This window comes from Saccharothrix sp. (assembly GCF_031180885.1).
Taxonomy (GTDB): Bacteria; Actinomycetota; Actinomycetes; order Mycobacteriales; family Pseudonocardiaceae; genus Actinosynnema.
Map to the genome: position 1 here is coordinate 148,602 of NZ_JAPSLK010000005.1, position 20,589 is coordinate 169,190.

Annotated in this window: 16 protein-coding genes and 1 pseudogene; 6 read left to right on the plus strand and 11 right to left on the minus strand. The window is 69.6% G+C overall.

Features of this window, described 5'->3' with window-relative positions; genetic code table 11:
* Positions 1 to 4: 4 nt before the first annotated feature.
* From urtE to RIN75_RS10435, 10 genes are all read right to left on the minus strand, one after another.
* Positions 5 to 697, minus strand: a complete 693-nt coding sequence (gene urtE / locus RIN75_RS10390) for an urea ABC transporter ATP-binding subunit UrtE (RefSeq protein WP_309111615.1) — start codon at positions 695 to 697, stop codon at positions 5 to 7.
* Positions 698 to 1,474: an urea ABC transporter ATP-binding protein UrtD gene (urtD, locus tag RIN75_RS10395; protein ID WP_309111616.1), complete on the minus strand. Its 777-nt coding sequence runs from the start codon at positions 1,472 to 1,474 to the stop codon at positions 698 to 700.
* Positions 1,471 to 2,571, minus strand: a complete 1,101-nt coding sequence (gene urtC, locus RIN75_RS10400) for an urea ABC transporter permease subunit UrtC (RefSeq protein WP_309111617.1) — start codon at positions 2,569 to 2,571, stop codon at positions 1,471 to 1,473. Before urtC ends, urtD begins: the two co-directional genes overlap by 4 nt.
* Entirely contained in the window at positions 2,568 to 3,551 is a 984-nt protein-coding gene (gene urtB, locus RIN75_RS10405; RefSeq protein WP_309111618.1) for an urea ABC transporter permease subunit UrtB, read from the minus strand. Before urtB ends, urtC begins: the two co-directional genes overlap by 4 nt.
* Complete coding sequence (gene urtA / locus RIN75_RS10410; RefSeq protein WP_309111619.1) at positions 3,527 to 4,729, minus strand: urea ABC transporter substrate-binding protein; 1,203 nt, start codon at positions 4,727 to 4,729, stop codon at positions 3,527 to 3,529. Before urtA ends, urtB begins: the two co-directional genes overlap by 25 nt.
* Before the next feature lie 396 nt (positions 4,730 to 5,125).
* On the minus strand, positions 5,126 to 7,441 hold the full coding sequence (locus RIN75_RS10415; protein WP_309111620.1) for a glycoside hydrolase family 97 catalytic domain-containing protein: 2,316 nt from the start codon (positions 7,439 to 7,441) through the stop codon (positions 5,126 to 5,128).
* A gap of 200 nt (positions 7,442 to 7,641) precedes the next feature.
* Positions 7,642 to 9,123 (minus strand): family 43 glycosylhydrolase, encoded by a 1,482-nt coding sequence (locus RIN75_RS10420; RefSeq protein WP_309111621.1) that lies wholly within the window; start codon positions 9,121 to 9,123, stop codon positions 7,642 to 7,644.
* Between the two features lie 182 nt (positions 9,124 to 9,305).
* Complete coding sequence (locus RIN75_RS10425; protein WP_309111622.1) at positions 9,306 to 9,893, minus strand: family 43 glycosylhydrolase; 588 nt, start codon at positions 9,891 to 9,893, stop codon at positions 9,306 to 9,308.
* A gap of 374 nt (positions 9,894 to 10,267) precedes the next feature.
* Positions 10,268 to 10,912 (minus strand): response regulator transcription factor, encoded by a 645-nt coding sequence (locus RIN75_RS10430; protein ID WP_309111623.1) that lies wholly within the window; start codon positions 10,910 to 10,912, stop codon positions 10,268 to 10,270.
* A gap of 4 nt (positions 10,913 to 10,916) precedes the next feature.
* Positions 10,917 to 12,275 carry a histidine kinase gene (locus RIN75_RS10435; RefSeq protein ID WP_309111624.1) on the minus strand — a complete coding sequence of 453 codons (1,359 nt, stop codon included), beginning with the start codon at positions 12,273 to 12,275 and terminating at the stop codon, positions 10,917 to 10,919.
* A 110-nt stretch (positions 12,276 to 12,385) separates the two neighbouring features.
* Between RIN75_RS10435 and RIN75_RS10440 the strand changes: the two genes are divergently transcribed.
* Both RIN75_RS10440 and RIN75_RS10445 read left to right on the plus strand, forming a co-directional pair.
* Positions 12,386 to 13,300, plus strand: coding sequence for an ATP-binding cassette domain-containing protein (locus RIN75_RS10440; RefSeq protein ID WP_309111625.1), 915 nt, complete (start codon positions 12,386 to 12,388; stop codon positions 13,298 to 13,300).
* The gene (locus RIN75_RS10445) at positions 13,297 to 14,061 is read left to right on the plus strand and encodes a hypothetical protein (protein ID WP_309111626.1); all 765 of its coding nucleotides are present in this window, start codon (positions 13,297 to 13,299) and stop codon (positions 14,059 to 14,061) included. Before RIN75_RS10440 ends, RIN75_RS10445 begins: the two co-directional genes overlap by 4 nt.
* Before the next feature lie 61 nt (positions 14,062 to 14,122).
* On the opposite strand, the pseudogene RIN75_RS10450 reads toward RIN75_RS10445, so the two are convergent.
* A pseudogene (locus tag RIN75_RS10450) lies at positions 14,123 to 14,432 on the minus strand (C40 family peptidase); the annotation flags it as partial.
* Between the two features lie 462 nt (positions 14,433 to 14,894).
* Between RIN75_RS10450 and RIN75_RS10455 the strand changes: the two are divergent.
* The 4 genes from RIN75_RS10455 (at position 14,895) to RIN75_RS10470 (ending at position 20,446) form a co-directional block, all read left to right on the plus strand.
* A complete protein-coding gene (locus RIN75_RS10455; RefSeq protein WP_309111627.1) occupies positions 14,895 to 15,164 on the plus strand; it encodes a GlsB/YeaQ/YmgE family stress response membrane protein in 270 nt (89 codons plus the stop codon).
* 247 nt (positions 15,165 to 15,411) lie between these two features.
* Complete coding sequence (locus tag RIN75_RS10460) at positions 15,412 to 16,521, plus strand: sporulation protein (RefSeq protein WP_309111628.1); 1,110 nt, start codon at positions 15,412 to 15,414, stop codon at positions 16,519 to 16,521.
* A gap of 151 nt (positions 16,522 to 16,672) precedes the next feature.
* Entirely contained in the window at positions 16,673 to 17,971 is a 1,299-nt protein-coding gene (locus RIN75_RS10465) for an alpha/beta hydrolase-fold protein (protein WP_309111629.1), read from the plus strand.
* Between the two features lie 27 nt (positions 17,972 to 17,998).
* Positions 17,999 to 20,446 (plus strand): DUF2156 domain-containing protein, encoded by a 2,448-nt coding sequence (locus RIN75_RS10470; RefSeq protein WP_309111630.1) that lies wholly within the window; start codon positions 17,999 to 18,001, stop codon positions 20,444 to 20,446.
* Positions 20,447 to 20,589: the final 143 nt, after the last annotated feature.

Below are 20,589 nucleotides of genomic sequence, written 5' to 3' on the forward strand. Positions count from 1 at the left end.
GCCCTCAGATGGTCATCGCGGCCCGGACGTCGGTGAGCGCGCTCTCGCCACCGGCACCGGACGCGGTGACCCGGCCGGACGCGAGCACGTAGTACGAGTGCGCGGCCGACAGCGCGAAGCCGACGTGCTGTTCCACCAGGAGCACCGACAGGTCGCCGCGCCGGGTCAGCGCCACGACGACGTCCTCGATCTCCGCGACCACCGACGGCTGGATGCCCTCGGTGGGCTCGTCGAGGATCAGCACCCGCGGCTGCGCGACCAGCGCGCGGGCGATCGCGAGCTGCTGGCGCTGCCCGCCGGAGAGCAGCCCGGTACGGCGGCCGAGCAACCCGCGCAGGGCGGGGAAGACGTCCAGGGCTTCGTCGATCAACGCCCCGCCACGCGGCCGCCCGTCCGCGACCACGCGCAGGTTCTCCATCGTGGTCATCTGCCCGAACGACTGCTGTCCCTGCGGTACGTACCCCAGCCCGCGCGCCACCCGTTTGTGCGGGGCCAACGCGGTGACGTCCTCCCCGTCGAGCAGCACCCGTCCGGAGCGGACCGGCAGCGTCCCGACCGCGGCGCGCAGCAGCGTGGTCTTGCCGGCGCCGTTGTGGCCCATGATCGCGGTCACCCCACCGGCGGGCACCTCGACGGTGACGCCGTGCACCACGGACGTGCGCCCGTAGGCGACCTCCACGTCGACGAGTTGCAGCATCTACGCCCCCTCCCCCAACACGGCCTCCGCCTCGGCCTGCGAGTGCCGGCCGGGACCGAGGTAGACCTCCTGCACCCGCAGATCGGCCTGCACCTGCGCCACCGAGCCCTCGGCGAGCACCTTCCCGGCGTGCAGCACGGTCACCGACGTGGCGAAGGCCCGCATGAAGTCCATGTCGTGCTCGACCACCACGACGGTGCGGCCGGTGGCGATGCGCTGGAGCAGCCGTCCTGTCTCGTCCTTCTCGTCGGAGCTCATGCCGGCCACCGGCTCGTCGAGCATGAGCAGCTTCGCGTCCTGCACCAGCAGCATGCCGATCTCCAGCCACTGCTTCTGCCCGTGCGACAACGTGCCGGCCAGGGCGTCGGCGCGCTCGGTGAGCCCGACCGTCTCCATCGCCTCGACAACCACCTCGGGCACCCGGGAGCGGCGCCTGGCCAGTGCGAGCACGCCGCGCCGGGCACCGGCCGCGATGTCGAGGTTCTGCGTCACCGTGAGCTCCTCGAACACGGTCGCGGTCTGGAAGGTGCGTCCCACGCCGAGCCGGGCGATGCGGTGCACCTTGCGACCGACCAGGTCCACACCCGCCCACCGCGCCGCTCCGGTGGCCGGCACCAAGCCCGACACCGCGTCGATCAGAGTGGTCTTGCCGGCGCCGTTGGGGCCGATGAGGAAGCGGAGGTCGCCCGGCAGCACCGAGAGGTTCACCCGGTCCACGGCCACGAACCCGTCGAAGCTCACGGTCAGGTCGGTCAGCTCCAGGTAGTCGGCGTTCATCGTGAACTCCCCGAAAGCGTCGGGACGGGTGGCGGTTGCGCGGCCTCTGGTTCCCGCCGCCGTGCACGCCACCCCCGCAGCGAGGCGAGTCCTCCCGGCAGGAACGCCACGACCAGCATGAACAACAGCCCCTGCGCGTAGGTCCAGCCCGACGGGAACCGTTCCGAGAGCGACGTCTCCGCCCACGCGACGGCGATGGCGCCGAGGACCGGTCCGAGCAGCGTGGTGCGCCCGCCGATGGCGACGCCGACGAGCAGCCCGATCGAGGGGATGATGCCGACGTCGTTGGGCGAGATGATGCCCACGATCGGCACGAACAACGCCCCGGCGACACCGGCCATCACCGCGGCGACGGCGTAGGCGAACGTCTTGATCACGGCCGGGTCGTAGCCGAGGAACCGCACGCGCTCCTCGGCGTCACGGCATGCCACGAGCAGCTCGCCGTAGCGGCTGACCATCAGCTGCCGCGCCAGGGCGACCATCGCCAGCAACGAGACCGCAGCGATGACGTAGAGCATCAGCCGGTTGGCCGGGTCGCGCAGGGAGAACCCGAAGAAACCCTTGAAGTTGTTGAGCCCGGTGGACCCGCCGGTGCTGCGCGGGTTGCCGATCAGCAAGATCGCGAACGCCGCGGCCAGCGCCTGCGACAGGATGGCGAAGTACGCGCCGCGCACTCGCCTCCGGAACGTGGCGAGTCCCAACAGGACGGCCACGGCCGCGGGGACGAGGACGACCGCGAGAACGGTCACCACACCGGACCGGAACGGCTCCCACCAGACCGGCACGCCGTCCGAGGAGATCAGCGCCATGAAGTCGGGCACGCCGGTGCTCGCCGGCGCGTCGGCCAGCTTCAGGTGCATCGCCATGACGTAGGCGCCGAGCCCGAAGAACACGCCCTGCCCGAGCACGAGCATGCCGCCGCGACCCCACGCCAGCCCGATGCCGACGGCGACCATGGCGTAGCAGAGGTACTTGCCCAGCAGGCCCAGCCGGAACGACGAGAGCAGCGCGGGGGCGACGACGAGCAGGAGCACCGCGGCGAGCGCGAAACCCCCGACCACCGCCCACCTGCCGGTGAACGACGACTTGAGGTTCATGCCAGGCTCCTGGTCCGCACGACGAAGATGCCCTGGGGGCGCACCTGCAGGAACGCCACGATCAGCGCCAGCACGACCACCTTCGCGATCGACGCGGTGGTGGAGTACTCGACCCACGACTGGACGACGCCGAGCACGAACGCCGCGATCACCGCACCCTTGATCTGGCCGATCCCGCCGACCACGACCACCAGGAAGGCGTCGACGATGTAGGCGGTGCCGAGGTTGGACGAGATGGAGCCCATCAGCGTGAGCGCTACCCCGGCCACACCGGCCAGACCGGAACCGACGAAGAAGGTGACGCGGTCGGTGCGCCGCGTGGAGATGCCGGAGCTCTCCGCGAGCGCGCGGTTCTGCACCGTGGCGCGAATCCGGCGCCCCAACGGGGTGAACGCGAGCAGCGCCGACAGCACGACCACGGCCGCGACCGCGATCACGAGGATGAACAACCGGGTCCTCGGGAACGCGAACCCGAGCACCTCCACCGGGCCCGACAGCCAGCCCGGTGCGGCCACGTCGACCCCCGCGGTGCCGAACAAGTCACGGGCCAGTTGTTGCAGCACCAGGGAAACACCGAACGTGACCAGCAACGTGTCGAGTGGACGGTGGTACATGCGCCGCAGCAGAAGTGCTTCCAGGGCAAGGCCGAGCAGACCGCCCACGACGAACGCCGCCGGCAACGACACCAGCAGCGACAGCCCGGCGTCGCCGAGCACGCCCTGCACCACGAAGGCGGTGTAGGCCCCGGCCATGATGAACTCGCCGTGCGCCATGTTGATGACACCCATCTGGCCGAACGTCAGGGCGAGGCCGAGTGCGGCCAGCAGGAGGATCGACCCTCCCGACAGGCCGTTGAACAGTTGGCTCAGCAGGACTTCCACGACATGCCTTTCGTGAGTCGACAGCGACGGGTCGCCGGCCGGGTCGTCCCCGGCCGGCGGCTCGTGCGGGATGCTCAGCCGGACAGTCCGGCGGCCCACGGGTAGGACTTGAGGTACGGGTCCGGCTCGATCGGCTTGCCCGAGGTCCAGTCCGTGTAGATCAGCCCGTCCGGGCCGATCTTGCCGATCAGCGCGGTCTTGGCGATGTGGTGGTTGTCGCCGTTGACCGTCACCGTCCCCTCGGGAGCCTCGAAGCTGACCCCGCCCGCGGCCTTCTGGACGTCCGGCACCGCGAACGACTTCCCCTTCTCGACCATGCCCTTCCACAGGTACAGCGACGTGTAGGCGGCCTCCATGGGGTCGGAGGTGACCTTCGCGGGCCCGTAGGCGTTCTTGAAGTCCGCGACGAACTTCTTGTTCTGCGGGCTGTCGATGGTCTGGTAGTAGTTCCAGGCCACCGGCTGGCCCACGATGTTGCCCACCCCGATGCCACCGACCTCCTCCTCGGCGATCGACACCGACAGCACCGGCATCGCCTCCGCCGTCAGGCCGGCGTTCTTGTACTCCTTGAAGAACGCCACGTTCGAGTCGCCGTTGAGGGTGTTGAAGACCGCGTCGGCGTCGGCGGTCTTGACCTTCGAGACGATCGTCGAGAAGTCGGTGTGGCCCAGCGGCGCGTACTCCTCGCCCTTGACCTCGATGCCGTTCGCCTTCGCGTACGCCTTGATGATCTTGTTGGCGGTCTGCGGGAACACGTAGTCGCTGCCCACCAGGAAAAGGCTCTTGGCGCCCTTCTCCTTCAGGTAGTCCAGGGCCGGGACGATCTGCTGGTTGGTGGTGGCGCCGGTGTAGAAGATGTTCTTCGACGACTCCAGACCCTCGTACTGCACCGGGTAGAACAGCAGGGCGTTGTTGGACTCGAAGACCGGCAACATCGCCTTGCGCGACGACGAGGTCCAGCCGCCGAACACCGCCGCGACGCAGTCGGCACGAATCAGCTTCTCGGCCTTCTCCGCGAACACCGTCGGCTCCGACGCACCGTCCTCGGCGACGACCGCGAGCTGCTTGCCCAGCACGCCACCGGCGCCGTTGATCTGGTCGGCGGCCAGCTTCAGCGCGTTGTAGACGGTGTTCTCGCTGATCGCCATCGTGCCCGAGCGCGAGTTGAGGAAGCCGATCTTGACCGTGGACCCGGAGGTGTCGACGCAGGCAGCACCCGCGACGCCCGTCCCCGCGTCGTCCGAGACGCGGGCACCGCAGCCGACGAGCAATCCCATCGCCGCCACAACCACCACAGCGACCAGTCGCCGAGTTCGTGAGATGTCCATCCGCCATGCGCCTTTCACGAAGGCCGAGACAGCGCAGGTGCACACCCGACGACCCCTCTAGCCGGGTTCGTGCTGCCCCTGAGCTGCTGGATACAGGCCTGTATCCATGGGCGGTGACGCTAGGTACGCGATGTTGCGACGGTGGCGGTGCCCGGTTACACCTGGGTGGCCGGGCGGCTCGGAGGCGATCGGATCGCGTGACCTACTGGTAACGCGGGATGGTCCTCGATGAACGCGGGCGGCCATCGCCGTCACCGGGGTCGTGGCTCTCGACCACGGCCCCGGTGACGGCGCAGGCTTCTGACCCGGTGAGGTACTGCTACATGGCTGTCTCCTTCAACGACATCAGGAGACGGTGAACATCTGGTGGCCTGCGCCGTCGAGCGGGCGCTGCTCCAACTGGTCGCCCTGGGCGCTGCCCGCGGTGAGGTAGAGACCGCTGTGGCGGTTCAAGAGCCGGATACGGCCGTTGCCCGCGTCTTCCGCCAGCCATTCGTCGTTGGTGTTCTCGTTGGCTTCGTACGAGTACTGGATCGCCTTCGCTCCCGCGTCGCGGGAGCCCCACCGGATGACGACGTCCTTGCCGCTCTCCTGGTTGACGATCCGCGCGTACCCGTCGCCGAGGGGCACGAACGCGAAGCGCTGGTTGGTGCCGCCGGTGCTGGGCCAGCGGATGATCTCGGCGTTGTCCGAGAGGCTTCGGCCCTTCACGTCGAGGACGTGGCCGCTGCCGGCGATGGTCACCGTGCGGTTCCCGGTCGGGATGACCGGGACCCTGGTCAGCCTCACCACGTGGCCGCCGTTGGCGACCACCGGGATGCTCAGCGCGTCACCGGCCTGGATGACCTTGCTGGTGCGGGTGAGGCCGTTGGAGCCGTCGGTGGTGATCTCCGCGTGCCAGGTACCGGAGCCGAGGAACGTGGTCGGGTAGCTGATGGTGGTGGCTCCGCCGCGCCTGAGCGCGCCGACGAACCACCGGTCGCCGTTGCGGCGCGCGATGACCCCTCCGGTGAGCGGGTCGCCCGAGACGTACTTCGTCTCGTCCCACACGGTCGGCAGCATGCGCATCCACCGCTGTGCCTCGGGCCGCGCCTGGTAGTCCGGGATGCGGCTGCCGGGCAGCATGATGCCGCTGTCCAGGAGCACGCCGAGGGCGAGTTCGGCGGCGTCGCTGTTCGGGTTGCGCTGCTGGAAGCTCATCGGCGAGTAGTCGGTCGGGCCCAGTGCGCCGCGAGTGAACGGGAGCGCGGCCACGTGCCCGATGTCCCGGCCGCCAGGGTACTCCTCGCCCCGAACAGCCTCGTTGGTCAGCACGTGCGGCCAGGTGCGGTGGACACCGACGGACAGGCGCGAGCCGTGCAGGTCGACCATCAGCTTGTACCGGGCGGTGTCGGCCAGTGCCGCGTCGTACCACTGGTGACGGGCCCGGGTCTCGGAACCCATGAAGTCCATCTTGACGCCGACGGCGCCCCACCCGGTGATCTTGGTGAACTCCGCGTCCCGCTCGGCGGGCGTGTCCAGGTCCTGCCAGTGGTACCAGAGCATGATCCGCACGCCGCGATCCCGGGCGTAGGTCACGAGTTCGGGGATGATCGCCTGGTTGGCCTTCCACCCGTCGTCCACGAGAAGGTAGGGCCAGCCCTGCGAGGAGGCGTAGTCGGCCCACTGCTTGAGCTTGGTCAGGTCGCGCTGGGTGTCGAACATGCCGTCCAGCCACGGCCATGCGGCGACACCCGGCTTGATCCACGAGGTGTCGGAGACCTTCGACGCGGGTGCGACGTCGTCGACCAGCGTGGACTCCACGATCGTCGCCGTGCTGCCGATGACGGCGGTGCGCCACGCGGTGGTGAACGCGCCGGATCGCACGATCTGCGCGTCGGCCAGCGCGACGGTGAACCGGCCGGTGCCCTGGGTGTGGGTGAACCAGCCACCCGAATAGTCGCCGTCCACGCCGGACTCGGCGAGCAGCACCCGCGTGCCGTTGGCCAGCTGGGCGAACATGGCCATGTCGTAGGAGCCCGTCGGGACGTCGGCGACCGCAGAGGTCACATAGCCCCTCTCGTGATCGGGACTGAACACCTGCCGGGACAGCTGGGCGTCGGTCGGCAGTTCGAACGACGTCGCCTCCCTCAGCACCGTCGCACCCGACGGCAGCTCGTAGCGCAGCGCCACACCATCCGCGGACGTGCGGACGTGCACGGTCATCCGCGCGGAGCCCTTCGCGAACACCAGCCTCGTCTCGGTCGCGGACCGCGTCCGGGCGCGGGACTTGCCCGCTGCGACCTCGTAGCTGTACGAGATCGGCGTGTCCGTGCGACTGACGAACTCCAGTCCGGTGGTGAAGTCGACCTGGCTGGTCACCAGCCCGATCGGAGCGGGTGTCAGGGCTTGGCGGCAGTTCCAGGTCGCGCCGAGCGAGAGGGCGCCGTTCGCGTCCAGCGCCACGGTGGCGCGCACGCCGTCACAGCCGGTCTGCGCGGCACCGGGCTGGACCGAGGTCCAGCTCCCCGGTGTGGCGGCGGACGCGGGCACCGCGGTGACCGAGCCTGTGCCGACGAGGACGGCGGCGACCGTGCCGGCGAGTCGAAACCCGCTTCGTCGGAGGAGTTTCATGCGGCCTTCCGGGTGGTTGCGGGACACGTGGTTGGGTCGTGGAGACAAGAGACGCTCCTTCGATCCGGAGTTCCGTGCCGGTGTGGTGCGGATCGTGGCCGAGACCCGCGAGCCGGTCGCGCGGATCTGGGCATCTGCGCGTACACGCTGCACAACTGGGTGAGGCCCGAGCGCGAGGAGTTGGTGCGGCTGCGGGCCCCGGGTGTCAGTGGACGACGCGGGAGGTCGCGTCGGCGCGACCGGTCGCATCAGGCGAGGTCCCACTGCTGGACGGCCAGGCCGTTGCAGGTCCACTGCCGGACCTCGGCGCCGGGCTGGGTGCCGAAGTTGTAGTTGTCCAGGCACAGCCCGCTGTGCTTGTTGACCAGCGTGGTGCGGCCGTTGGTGGTGGTCAGCCGCCACTGCTGGACGGCGAGGCCGTTGCACGTCCACTGCTGCACCGGCGAACCCGGCGCGGTGGCGAAGTCCTTGTTGTCCAGGCACAGGCCGCTGTAGCCGTTGAAGATCTCGTAGTAGCCGTCGCCCTTCGGGGTGAGGTACCAGTCCTGGACGGGCGCGGTGTTGCAGGTCCACTGGCGGACTTCGGAGCCGGGTTTGAGGCCGAAGTTGTAGTTGTCCAGGCACAGGGCGCTGTGCCGGTTCTTGATGTGCACCCGCGCCACCGGGCCGCCGGTCTCACCAGAAGGACCTTGGAGCACGGTGGAGGTGGAGACCGGGGTGCCCAGGTTCGGCGTGCCGTCGGCGTTCCACGAGATCTTCTGGACGCGGGTGGTGCGGGTCGTGCCGCAGCCCTGCGACGCGGAGTCGTTGGCGTGGTAGGCGATCCACGTCTCGGTGCCGTCGGGCGAGGTGAAGAACGAGTGGTGGCCGGGGCCGAACACGCCGTTCGCGTCGTTGCGCTGGAAGATCGGGTCCTGGAACTTCGTCCACGAACTCGCCGCCAGCGGGTCGCCGCCCCTGTACTCCAGCATGCCCAGCTTGTAGTTGGGGCCCCAGCACGCGCTGGCCGAGTAGGTCAGGAACGTGCGGCCGTTGCGCTGCAACGCGAACGAGCCCTCGTTGACGTTGCCGTCCTGGCGTTCCCAGGCCAGCGTGGGCGCGGAGATGCGGGTGCCGAACGCGGAGACCGACCACGGCGTGTCCATCGGCGCGATGAACAGCGACTGGAGGCCGTCCGGGCCGAACGCGGAGAAGTGGAAGTAGTTGGCGCCGTTGAGCTTGAGCACCGCGCCGTCGATCGCCCAGCCGCCGTTGGGCATCAGGTTGAGGATGCCGCGGTAGGTGTAGGGCCCCAGCGGGTCACTGCCCGCGCTCTCCAACACGTGCGTGCGGCGCTCGCCGAACCCCTCCTTCGGCTGCACCGAGTAGTAGAGGTACCAGCGGTTGTTGATCTGCTCCAGGTGCGGGGCCCACATCGTGCAGCAGCCCTCGTTCTGGGTCGCCGTGAAGACCCGCTGCTCCGGGGCGCTGCGCAGGGCGGCGATCGTGGTCGCCTTGCGCATCACGATGTCGGAGGTCCACGTCGTCGCCACGTAGTAGTACGCGCCGTTGTAGGTGACCAGCGTGGGATCCGCGCTGTTCGGCACGGGCACGACGGGGTTGACGAACGACGGGCCGGCCGCCGCGACAGCCACGTTCTGGCCGATCAGCACGGACGACAGCGCCACGAGGAAGGCCGCGACGAGCGACAGCAGGCGGCGCGGGGCTGGACTGGGCGGGGAAGGCAGCATGATCACTCCGGGGTGCCACAGGGTTCGGACTCGTGCGGGCGCACGGCCGCGTTGCACGACACAGGGACAGACGTGACCGGCTCCACGATCGGGTGGAGCGGCACCGGGCTGACCACCGTCCGGCCACCGGAGGCTCGGCTACCGGCGGTGGGATGTGATCGGGGTCGGGTGGGCTGGGAGCGTCACTCCAGGACGAACGTGGAGTCGGCGCCGGGCTCGGCCCGCGCCCAGCTCAGGTACCGAACGCCGTTCGCCACGAACGTGGTCTCGTCGAGCGAGAACGTGTCCCAGGGCGTGACGATCCGCCTGCGCTCCACCCAGGTGCCGGTGAGCGGGTTGGAGTCGGCGGTCTCCAGCACGTACATCCGGACGCGCCACTTGTCCTCGGCGCGTCCGGCGGCGAAGTAGACGTACCACTTGCCGTTGATGAAGTGGATCTCCGGCGCCCAGATGTGCGCGCCCATCTCGCCGGTGGCGTGCTTGCGCCAGATCACCGTCTCCGGCGCGCTCGCCAGGCCCTGGATCGTGGTCGCCCGGCGCAGCACGATCCGGTCGTACTCCGGCACGGTCGCGGTGAAGTAGTAGAAGCCGTCGGTGTGCTTGAAGATGTGCGGGTCCGCCCGATGCTCCGCCAACGGATTCGTGAACCGCACGGCGGGCGACGCGTGCGCCGCGGGCATCACCACCACCAGGCCCGCGAACGCGGTCGCGACCGCCAACCCGACCACAGCCAGTCTGCGGACAAACCTCCCGGGAACAGCAGCGTTCATCGGTCCACTCCATCGTGGGGATCGAGGTGGCGCGCGGAGTGTGAACGTTAACAGCGACGGTCCGCGCAGCTCAAGACCCGCTTTCCAGAAAGCCGCGTCTTCCGGCGCGCCGGCATCCGCCGATTGGACGTATTCAACCTTGAGTTGCCTGTTGCATTCGTCAACATGCCAAGTGGTGGCGGTCCAGCAGGTTCACGTCCGTGATTCGAACAGGCTGGCCACTCCCCGACCCGACCCGAACAACAACTCTGTTAGCGATAACAGACGTCGGCCGAGACGTGTTCCACCTGCGATTCACCCAGGCCACCCCGCGACGTCCACACGAGCCCACGGAGCTGCATCAATCTTGACGCCGAGACCGGCAGCGCCGCGACTCAGCTCAGCCCGGACTCGTAGGCGAGGATGGCGGCCTCGACCCGGTTGCGCACGCCGAGTTTGTCGAGGATGGAGCTGACGTGGGCTTTGACCGTGCCCTCGACGACGTGGAGGACACGGGCGATCTCCGCGTTGGAGCGCCCGGCACCGAGCAGGGCCAGGACGTCACGTTCCCGGTCGGTCAGTGTCGTCGTTCGCTGTCGTGCGCGAGTCGCCGAGGCGCCCACCGCGCGGTAGCTGCGGACGACGCGGTGGGCGACGGCCGGTGACAGGAACGCCGCTCCGGCGGCGACGGCGTGGACGGCGGTGATCAGTTCACGTGGGTCGGATGCCTTCAGGAGGAAGCCTGCCGCACCACCGCCGAGTGCGCGGGCGACGTAATCGTCCTGGCCGAACGTGGTCAGCATGACGACCTTCGTCGTCGGTGCGACGGCGGCGATCTCCTCGGCCGCCGCCAGGCCGTCGAGACCGGGCATGCGAATGTCCAGCAACGCCACATCGGGACGGTGCGCGCACACCAACTCGATGGCCTGGTGCCCGTGGGCCGCCTCGGCGACGACTTCGATCCCGCCGTCGGTGGCCAGCACCGCCCGCACGCCGGCGCGGACCATCGCCTCGTCGTCGGCCACCACCACCCGGATCATCGCATCACGCCCGTTCCAGCTGGTCCTTCGAGGCCAGCAGATCGTCGACGAAGCAGAGCCGGTAGAGATCCGGGCCGAGGTCCAGCAGGCCGTCGCCGGCCTGGTAGTGGACGCACGTCGCACCGGCCGGTCGCGGTGGCGGGGTGACCACCCTCGGCTCTTGGCCGATCGCACTCGGCGGCAGTACTCCCGCGAGGTCCGTTCGCGATTGACCGAGCCGCAGCTCGTCGTACCGGTCGTGTGCGAGCCCGGTCCTCGTCACCGTGGCCACCTGCACGGCGACCAGCGCCGCGACCAGTGCCAGCCCGACACCGACCGGTAGCGCCGCGGCCTGGAGCAGCCGTCTCCTGGCGAGCCTGGGCTCGAAACCCGGCCGACCATCTTCGATCCGCAACGGCGTCACGTCGTCGGGCAGCACGGCGGCCACCGTCCAGCCCCCGTCCGGCGACGGGCCGGCGTCCAGCTGGCCGCCGACGAGCCTGACCCGCTCGGCCAGCCCGATCAGCCCTTGACCGGTCCCCTTGCCGGCGCCCGGTCGCGGTGCCACGTCGTTCACGACCTCGACGAGGGTGCGGGCGTCCTGCCGGGTGATGGTGACGGTCACCCGGGCGCCCGGCGCGTGTCGGGCGACGTTGGTCAGGGACTCCTGGACGACGCGGTGAGCGGCCTGGCTGGTCATCGGCGACCAGGGGCCGGGTGGGTCGTCACGCCGCAGTCGCACCCTCAGGCCGGCTGCCGCGGCCCGCAGGACCAGGTCGTCGACGCTCTCGGCCGCGGGCCGCAGGTCGGCTGCGGCGTCCGCGCTGCCGAGCACCTGGACGATGTCGTGCAGCCGGTGTGTGGCCCGGACCGCACCAGCCCGCAGTTCACCGGCGGCGGCGCGCTGCTCGTCGGTGAGGCCCGCGGCGAGTTCGAGCGCGCCGCCGTGCAGGGCGATCAGCGCCAGCTCGTGCCCGAGCAGGTCGTGCATGTCCTGGGCGATCCTGGCCCGCTCGCGCAGCCGCGCCTGCTCCGCGACGATGCCGCGCTCCTGCTCGCGCTGTTCGGCGCGCAGATGGCGGTAGCGGCCGACCCACCAGGGCAGCACCGCGGCGGTGAATTCGAAGAACACCACCGAAAGCCAACTCGCGAGCGGGTCGGCCGAGAACCAGTACGCCGACGCGAGGCCGGTGAACGCCACGGCGGTGAACACCCACAGCGCGAGCGAGAGCGACCCGAGCCACCGACCCGCGAGATAGGACAGCGCGACCATCGGCACCGACAGCCAGCCGCCGCCGTCGAACGTCAGGGCTCCAGGCAGGGACAGCCCGGCTGACAGGAGCAGCAGCGCGCCCCAGGCCAGGTCCACCCGTCGGTACCGCACCGGCCCACGATACAAACCTCGGAGGCCGGCGCACCCCTGACGAAAGTCAGGGTGCCGCCCTGGCGGAAGACCGATGCAGCGGCACGGCGGCTCTCCCTAGCGTCCACGTCGTGATCACCGCTACCGCACTGCACAAGCGATACGGCGACAGGGTCGCTGTCGACCGTCTGTCCTTCGAGGTCCGCCCCGGCGTGGTGACGGGCTTCCTCGGCCCGAACGGGGCCGGCAAGTCCACCACCATGCGGCTCATGCTCGGTCTCGACCACGGCGGTGGCGAGACGTTGTTCGACGGCCGCCGTTTCACCGCCATCCGGCACCCCGCGCGGGAGATCGGCGCGGTGCTCGAAGCCAAGGCGTTCCACCCCACCCGCTCGGCGCGCAACCACCTGCTCATGCTCGCCGCGGGCAGCGGCATCGCCGCGTCTCGGACCGACGAGGTGCTCGAGTTCGTCGGCCTGGCCGACGTGGCGCACAAGAAACCCAGGAGTTTCTCGCTCGGCATGGCGCAGCGGCTCGGGCTGGCCCAGGCGCTGCTGGGTGACCCCGCGACGCTCATCCTCGACGAACCGGCCAACGGCTTGGACCCCCACGGCATCCACTGGTTGCGTGACACGCTCAAGTCGCTGGCCGACGAGGGCCGAACCATCCTCGTCTCCAGTCACCTGCTGTCGGAGATGTCGTTGATGGCCGACGAGGTCGTCGTCATCGGCCGCGGCTCGATGATCTACAACGGCATCGTCGACGGATTCGTGCGCGAGTTCACCCACGCGACGGTCCTGGTCCGCAGCCCCGAGGCCGACCGCCTGTCGCATGCGCTGCGCCGCGCCGTCCACGATGTCGACATCCACGTGCTGGACGACGGCGCGTTGCGGGTGTCCGGCATGCCGATGGGGGACATCGGTGAGGTGGCCTACCGCAACAACATCATGGTGCGGGAGCTGACCGCCCGAACCGCCTCTCTGGAAGACGCCTTCATCACCGCCACCGCGGCCTCCGAGGAGTACGTCGCCGGAGGTGTCGAGTGAGCGACGCACTGAGGTTCGAGTGGGTGCGCATCCGCACCCTCCGCTCCACCTACTGGCTCATCGCCTCGGCACTGCTTCTCAACCTCGTCGGCGCGGTCGCGGTCGCCCTCACCACCCCTCCGCTCAACCACGAGATCGTCGGCGCGGCCCTGACCGGCGGCGGCGCCGACCTTCCGGTGCCCTTCGCCGCGGTGTTCCTCGCCACCATGGGCATCCTCGCCACCGGTCACGAGTACCGGTACGGCACGATCCAGCCGACGTTGACCACCGTGCCGCGTCGCTCGGCGCTGTTCGCCGCCAAGCTCACCGTCCTGGCCGCCACGGCGCTCGCCGTCGCGGTCGTGTCCCTGCTCGCCGACATCGTCGCCGTCCTGGCCGTGTGGGGCGAGGTGCCGGCGCTGACGGGCCCGCCGTTCGACGAGGCGCTTCCCGGCTACCTCGTCCTGGTCGTGCTGTGGACGGTGCTGGGCGCGGCGCTTGCTCAGCTCTTCCGCAGCGTGCCGGCGGCGTTGACCGTGCTCCTGGTCGTGCCGCTGATCGTCGAACAGCTGATCTTCAGCCTGAGCTACGTCCCCGCGCTGAACTGGTTGGCGCCTGTCGTCAAGTTCCTCCCGTTCGCCGCCGGGCAGCGGTTGATCCACGTGGGTGGGACGGACTACTCGGAGTTCTTCGACCGGTGGGTGTCCGGCGGCGTCCTCACGGTATTCGTCGCCATCGTCCTGGCGGTCGCCTGGACGTTGTTCACCCGCCGTGACGCCTGACTGGGCGGGAACGGACGGAATGCCTTCACTACACGCGGAAGTGGTCAAGCGTGCGCGGACCCTACAACTCGGCCGCGCTCGCTGGACGTGTTGCGCCCGCGTAGTCGTCGCCGCTGTAGCGGTAGGGCTCGATCTTGACGACTTGGCCGAAGTCGGGGGCATCGATCATGAGGCCGTTGCCGATGTAGAGGCCGACGTGGTGGATGTTGCCTGGGGTTCCGTAGAAGACGAGGTCTCCGGGGAGGAGGGGTTGTCCGGCGGGGACGTTGGGGGGTTGCGTCGTGTTGGGTTTGGGCGGTGCGAGGGAGGGTGAGACCGGCGGCGGCGTAGGCGGCTTTGGTGAGGCCTGAGCAGTCGAAGCCGGTGTGGCCGCCGGCACAACGAGTTCTCCTCCTCCCACTCCTCCTTGCCCACTCCCTTGACAGCTCGGCAGGTGTGGACGGGCTGTGCCGCTGTCGCGAGGCGACCGGATCGGTGTCGCTCGGGCGCCGGCCGCATTCGGTCACCAGCGTACTGGCGTTCGGAAGCGCTCTGGCCACTGCCGCAGGTCTCGAACGCCCCGCGTGGAGGTCTTTTGTAACCCGGTCAACCGGCGGGGGCGGCTCCAGCCGGGTAGCGGGGTCGCTCCAGACGCCCGGCAGCTGGGAGACCAGGCCGGCATCCGCAACACTTGTGTCATGGCATTCCGGGAAGACGTTGCAGCGACACGGGAAGACGTTGCAGCGACATGAGATTTGTCCTCTCGGTGATGATGTCCGGTGCTGCGCATGAAGTTCCTCGGATGTCGCGAACGACTTCGGTCATTCGGCCGAACTGACGCCCAAGGAGGCAACATGGCCATTTCCGGCATCTTCAGCGCACTCTTCATCGGTTTGATCATCGGCGCACTGGGCAGGCTGGTCGTACCAGGCAGGCAACGCATCCCCATCTGGCTGACCATCCTGATCGGCATCGTCGCCGCGCTGATCGGCACATTCGCCGCCAACGCGCTCGGCGTGGGTCACACCCGCGGCATCGACTGGATCGAGCTGTTCATCCAGATCGCGCTCGCCGCCGGCGGTGTCAGCCTGGCGGCCGGGCTGTACGGCCGCAGGCACCTCTAGCCACGCCCGAGCCCGCGCGGTAGGCGTCGCTCCACCCCCTCGGCGACGCCTACCGCGCAACCTGACCGGCCGATCGGCGGGGTGGAGTCCAGCCGGGTGGCGGGCTGTTCCGGACGCCCGGCAGCTGGGACCAACCCCAAGAACCCACAACACTCCGGACACGGCACTGCGCGGGCGCACAACCTTCCAACGCCTGAACAACGTTGCACCAGACCTGATTTCACCCGACCAACGAGGAGACCTTCGCATGTTCAGTCGAATGCTGAGCGCCTTCGGCATCGGTGGCCCGTCCGTCGACACCGTGCTGGACTCGCCGCACGCCGTGCCCGGCCGGCCGATCACCGGGCAGGTCCGGATCCAGGGCGGCGGCTCGGACGCCGAGATCGGCCAGGTCGTGCTGTCCCTCGTCACCAAGGTCGAGGTCGAGCGTGGCGGTTTCAGCGGTTTCGGGGGCTTCGGCGGTCTCGGCGGCGATGACGAGCACGACGGCGGCGACACGGAGTTCTTCCGGGTGGTCGTGCAGGAAGGGCTGCGGGTGCCGGCGGGTCAGCTGGTGTCGATCCCGTTCCAGTTGCCCGTGCCGTGGGAGACGCCGATCACCGCGGTCGGCGGTGCGGCCCTGCCGGGGTTGAGCGTGGGTGTGCGCACCGAGCTGATCGTCTCGGGCGCACCCGACAAGGGGGACCTGGACCCGGTGCTGGTCGGTCCGCTGCCCTCGCAGAACAAGGTGCTGGACGCGTTCGGGCAGCTCGGGTTCTCGTTCCGCGGCGTCGACGTCGAGGCAGGGCGCCTGCCCGGTGTGCCGCACGAGTTCGGCTTCTACCAGGAACTCGAGTTCTTCCCGCCGGCCCAGTTCGCGGGCGGGGTGAACCAGGTCGAGCTGACCTTCGTGGCCAACGAGAACGAGCTGCACGTGATCCTGGAGGCCGACCGGCGCCGCGGCGGGTTCTCGTCCGGTGGTGACACGTTCGGCCACCTTCGGCTCTCGCACCAGGAGGCGCAGGTCACCGACTGGGCCGCGGCCATCAGCGGCTGGCTCGCGCAGGTCGCCGAGCGCGGCCGGCCGAACCCCGCGTTCGGCGGTGCTGCCCACAACCCGGCGTTCGGCGGCCACAACGGCCACAACCCCGCCTTCAGCGGGCAGGCGGGCTTCGGCGGACGGCCCGGGTATGGCGGTCAGCCCGGTTACGGCGGTCGCGGCTACGACCACGACGACTACGACCACCGCGGTCGGCAGCGCGGGGCGGGCATGGGCGGCATGCTCGCCGCCGGCGCGGCCGGTGTCGCCGGCGGTGTGCTCGGCGGCATGGCGATCAGCAGCATGGCCGAGGAGTTCTTCGGCGACGACGAGGGATGACCCGGCCCTCACGACGAGACCAGCGTGACAGGCGTCACTCCCCCTCAGGACGCCTGTCACGCACCTTCGCTGCTGAGGAAGCAGATCACTTCCCGCTGTGGATGGATGTCCGCTGAGGACCTTCTCGTCCAGAGCGAACCCGAGGAACGCCATGCTCAGCCCATTGGACCTGTCGCTGATCAGCGGGCCGATCCCCGTCACCGCAACCGTCGTCGGTGTGCTCGCGCTGGTCGCTCTGGCAACCCGGAAGAACCGGACGTGGTGGACCCGGATCGTCCCGGGCGTGGTCCTGGCGTGCACCGCTGTGACGGCGGGGCTGAAGCTCCTGGTCGACCACTTGTGGAAGCCATGGCCCGAGCCGCTGCCCGCGATCCTGACGCTGTGGGTGGGTGCGACGCTGCTCGCGGTGTGCCTGGTGGTCGCACGACTGCGGGCCGGGCGGTGGTACTGGCGGCTGCTGAGCGTGGTGCTGGTGCTGGTCGTGATGACGGGCGCATTGACGGCGACGAACGCGCACTTCGGCTTCTACCCCACATCACGCGCGGTGCTCGAGCTGCTCAAGAACGACCGGGTGGATCTCGACGAGGCCGCCAAGCCGGCGTCGAACGTGATCGAGGTACCCGCGGGCGGCAAGCTCGCCGATGTATGGCGGAAGCCTGCGGATCTGCCGGAGAAGGGCACGGTCTCGGAGGCGTCGATACCCGGTTCGTTCAAGGCGCGTCCGGCGTGGATCTACCTGCCGCCCGCGTACGCGGCGACGCCTCGTCCGCGGTTGCCCGTGGTGGTGTTGCTGCCGGGACAGCCCGGTTCGCCGCGTGACTGGTTCGACGCGGGCCGGCTCACCGAGCGCCTGGACGCGTTCGCCCGCGCGCACGACGGGCTGGCACCGATCGTGGTGGTGGCCGACCAGCTCGGTGCACGGATGGCGAACCCGCTGTGCCTGGACTCGAAGTTGGGGCAGTCGGAGACGTACCTGGCCCGTGAGGTGCCCGAGTGGATCAAGCGGCGACTGACGGTCGACGAGCGCCGCGAAGCCTGGACCATCGCGGGTTTGTCCCAGGGTGGCACGTGCGCGGTGCAGCTCGCGGTGCGCGCGCCGGACGTGTACGGGAATTTCATCAACCTCACCGGGCAGCGCGAGCCGACGCTGGGCTCCCGCGCCGAGACGGTCAAGGCCGCGTTCGGTGGGGACGAAGCGGCGTTCGCACGCGTCAACCCGATGGACATCCTTTCCCGCGAACGATTTCCGCGGACGGCGGGCGTGATCGTCGCGGGGCGGGACGACGCGCTCTACCGCCAAGCGGACGCCGAGGTGTTCGAGGCATGTCGCAGGGCCGGTGTCGACGTGCTGTGGAAAGAACTTCCGGGCGGGCACGACTGGAACGTGTGGCGGCCCGGCCTCTACGACTCCCTGCCGTGGCTCGCCTCGCGAACAGGGCTGAGCAGATGACCGCGGTGACCAACGGGAACGAGGGACATGAGCGCACAACTGGACCGGGTCACGAGCCTGATCGGCAGGCTGTTCCGGACCGCTCCGCTGACATGTGTCTTCCTCATCGCGTTCTGGACCGTCGGCGCGCTGACCGGCGCGCCGGGCGGCCGGAACGACGACTTGCTCGCGCGGATCGGCTTCGGCCCGGACAGTCCGTTGTGGACTTCCCTCTCCTCGGTGCTGTGGGCCATGGATCTCACGGGCTACGTGGCGACCACCGTGCTACTGCTCGTCTTCGGCACCCTGGCCGAACGCGAGCTGGGTGTCCTGCGCACCGCGGCGATCTTCCTCGCCTCCCACGTGATCGGAGTGTTCCTGGGTCTGGGTGTGGTGCTGCTCGGCAGCGACCTCGGCTGGTCCTGGCTGGATTCGCTCACGGGCGCGGTCGCGGCCGGGCCGTCGATCGGCGGGGTGGGACTCGCGCTGGCGCTGACGTTCCGGATGCCGGTGTTGTGGCGGCGCCGCGTCCGACTCATCACCGCCCTGTCACTGCTCGTACTCGTGTTGTACTCGGGATGGCTGGAGGATCTGCTCCGGCTGACCGGTGGCGTGGCCGGACTGCTGATCGGCGCGCTCTTCCTCCGCCGCGACGAAGCCCGCACGCCGGGAACCCTGGCGGAGAAGCGCGTTCTCGTCGGCCTTCTGGTGGCCGCATCGGCGCTCGGACCGGTGGTGGCGATGATGTCGCCGTTCCCGAACGGCCCGCTGTCGTGGTTCTCCGACGTGGTGGCGGTCGCCCAGCCCGCGCAGGACGACGTGGACCTCGCGTGCGCCTCCGGCGCGGCCGAGCAGTGCCGCGCGATGCTGATCCAGCTGTCCTACGGACGGTTCCCCGCGCTGGTGATGTCACTGCTGCCCGCGTTGCTGCTGCTGGTGCTCGCGGAAGGGCTTCGGCGCGGGCGGCGGTTCGCCTGGTGGTCGGCGCTGGGCGTCACCACGGCTTGCGCGGCGGTCACCGGGTGGTACGTCGCGCGGGCCGCGCGGTTCCCCGACAGCGGTGACCTGGAAGTCGGCTTCTCCTACGGCGTGCCGATCCTGGCACCGCTCGCCATCACCCTCGTGCTGCTGCTGCGGCGCAAGTACTTCACCGTGCGGCTGCCCCGGCACGCGATCCGGAAGTTCTGGCGGTTCACGCTGGGCAGCATCGGCCTGCTGTCCGCGCTGTACGTGTTCGGCGGCTACCTCGTGCGCGACCGGTTCGCACCGCAGCCCGGTTTTCTCCAGCTGCTCGCCGATCTGCCGACGCGGTTCCTGCCGCCGGGCCATCTCGGACTGGTACCGCTGCACTTCCAGGCGCACGGGCTCGTCGGCACCCTGTTGTTCGAGTACACCGGCGTGGTGTTCTGGCTGATCGTGCTGGCGGGTCTGTTGATGGCGTCCTGGCGAGCGTGGCCGTCATCGTCGGAGGAAGAAGCGGCCCGCGCCCGCGAACTGGTGCGGCGACACGGTGGGTCGTCGTTGTCGTACATGACGACGTGGCGCGGCAACCAGTACTGGTTCACCCCGGACGGCGAGACGGTGATCGCGTACCGGGTGGTGGCCACGATCGCACTGACCGTCGGCGACCCGATCGGACCCGGACGGATCGACGCCGTGCGCGGATTCGCCGAGTTCTGCCAGGAGAACGGCTGGACGCCGTGCCTCTACAGCATCAGCGCCGAGACCCGGGACGTCCTCGCCCCGCTCGGCTGGCAGGCGGTGCAGGTCGCCGAGGACACCGTGATCGAACTCGACACGCTGGCCTTCACCGGCAAGAAGTGGCAGGACGTGCGCACCGCGCTGAACAAGGCCGCCAAGGAAGGGATCGCCGCCGAGTGGTGCACTTACGCCGACGCGCCGTTCGCGATCACCGACCAGGTCCGGTCGATCTCCGCCGAATGGGTGGCGGACAGGGGTTTGCCCGAGATGGGCTTCACGCTCGGCGGGCTCGCGGAACTCACCGACGATGGCGTGCGGTGCCTGCTCGCGATCGACGCCGACCGCACCGTGCACGGCATCACGAGCTGGTTGCCCGTTTACGCCGACGGCGAGGTCATCGGCTACACGCTCGACTTCATGCGCCGCCGTGCCAACGGTTTCCGCGGCACGATGGAGTTCCTGATCGCCTCGGCCGCACTGGAGCTGAAGAACGAGGGAGTCCGGTTCCTGAGCCTGTCCGGCGCACCGCTCGCCCGGCTGGACCGGGGTGAACGTCCCCGGCTGCTGCAGAGAGTGCTGGACGTCACCGGACACGTGATGGAACCGGTCTACGGTTTCCGCTCCCTGTTCGCGTTCAAGGCGAAGTTCCAGCCGGCTTACCGGCCGATGTACATGGCCTACCCGGACGCGGCCGCGCTGCCCCGCATCGCGAACGCGGTCAGTCGTGCCTACCTGCCCCACGTCACCCCACGACAGGGTTTCCGCCTCGCCGCGAGGGTGATCGACCGCTCGTGAACGGCCACCGCAGACCAGCCGGTCGGCCGGAAGGTCCGGCCGGGTGGCGGGTCCGCACCCCAACCTGACGGATGGCCCCGTCACCTGCCGCACCGCCACAGTTGCCGTATGACACAGATGCCACCACCGCAGGACGCCTCAGC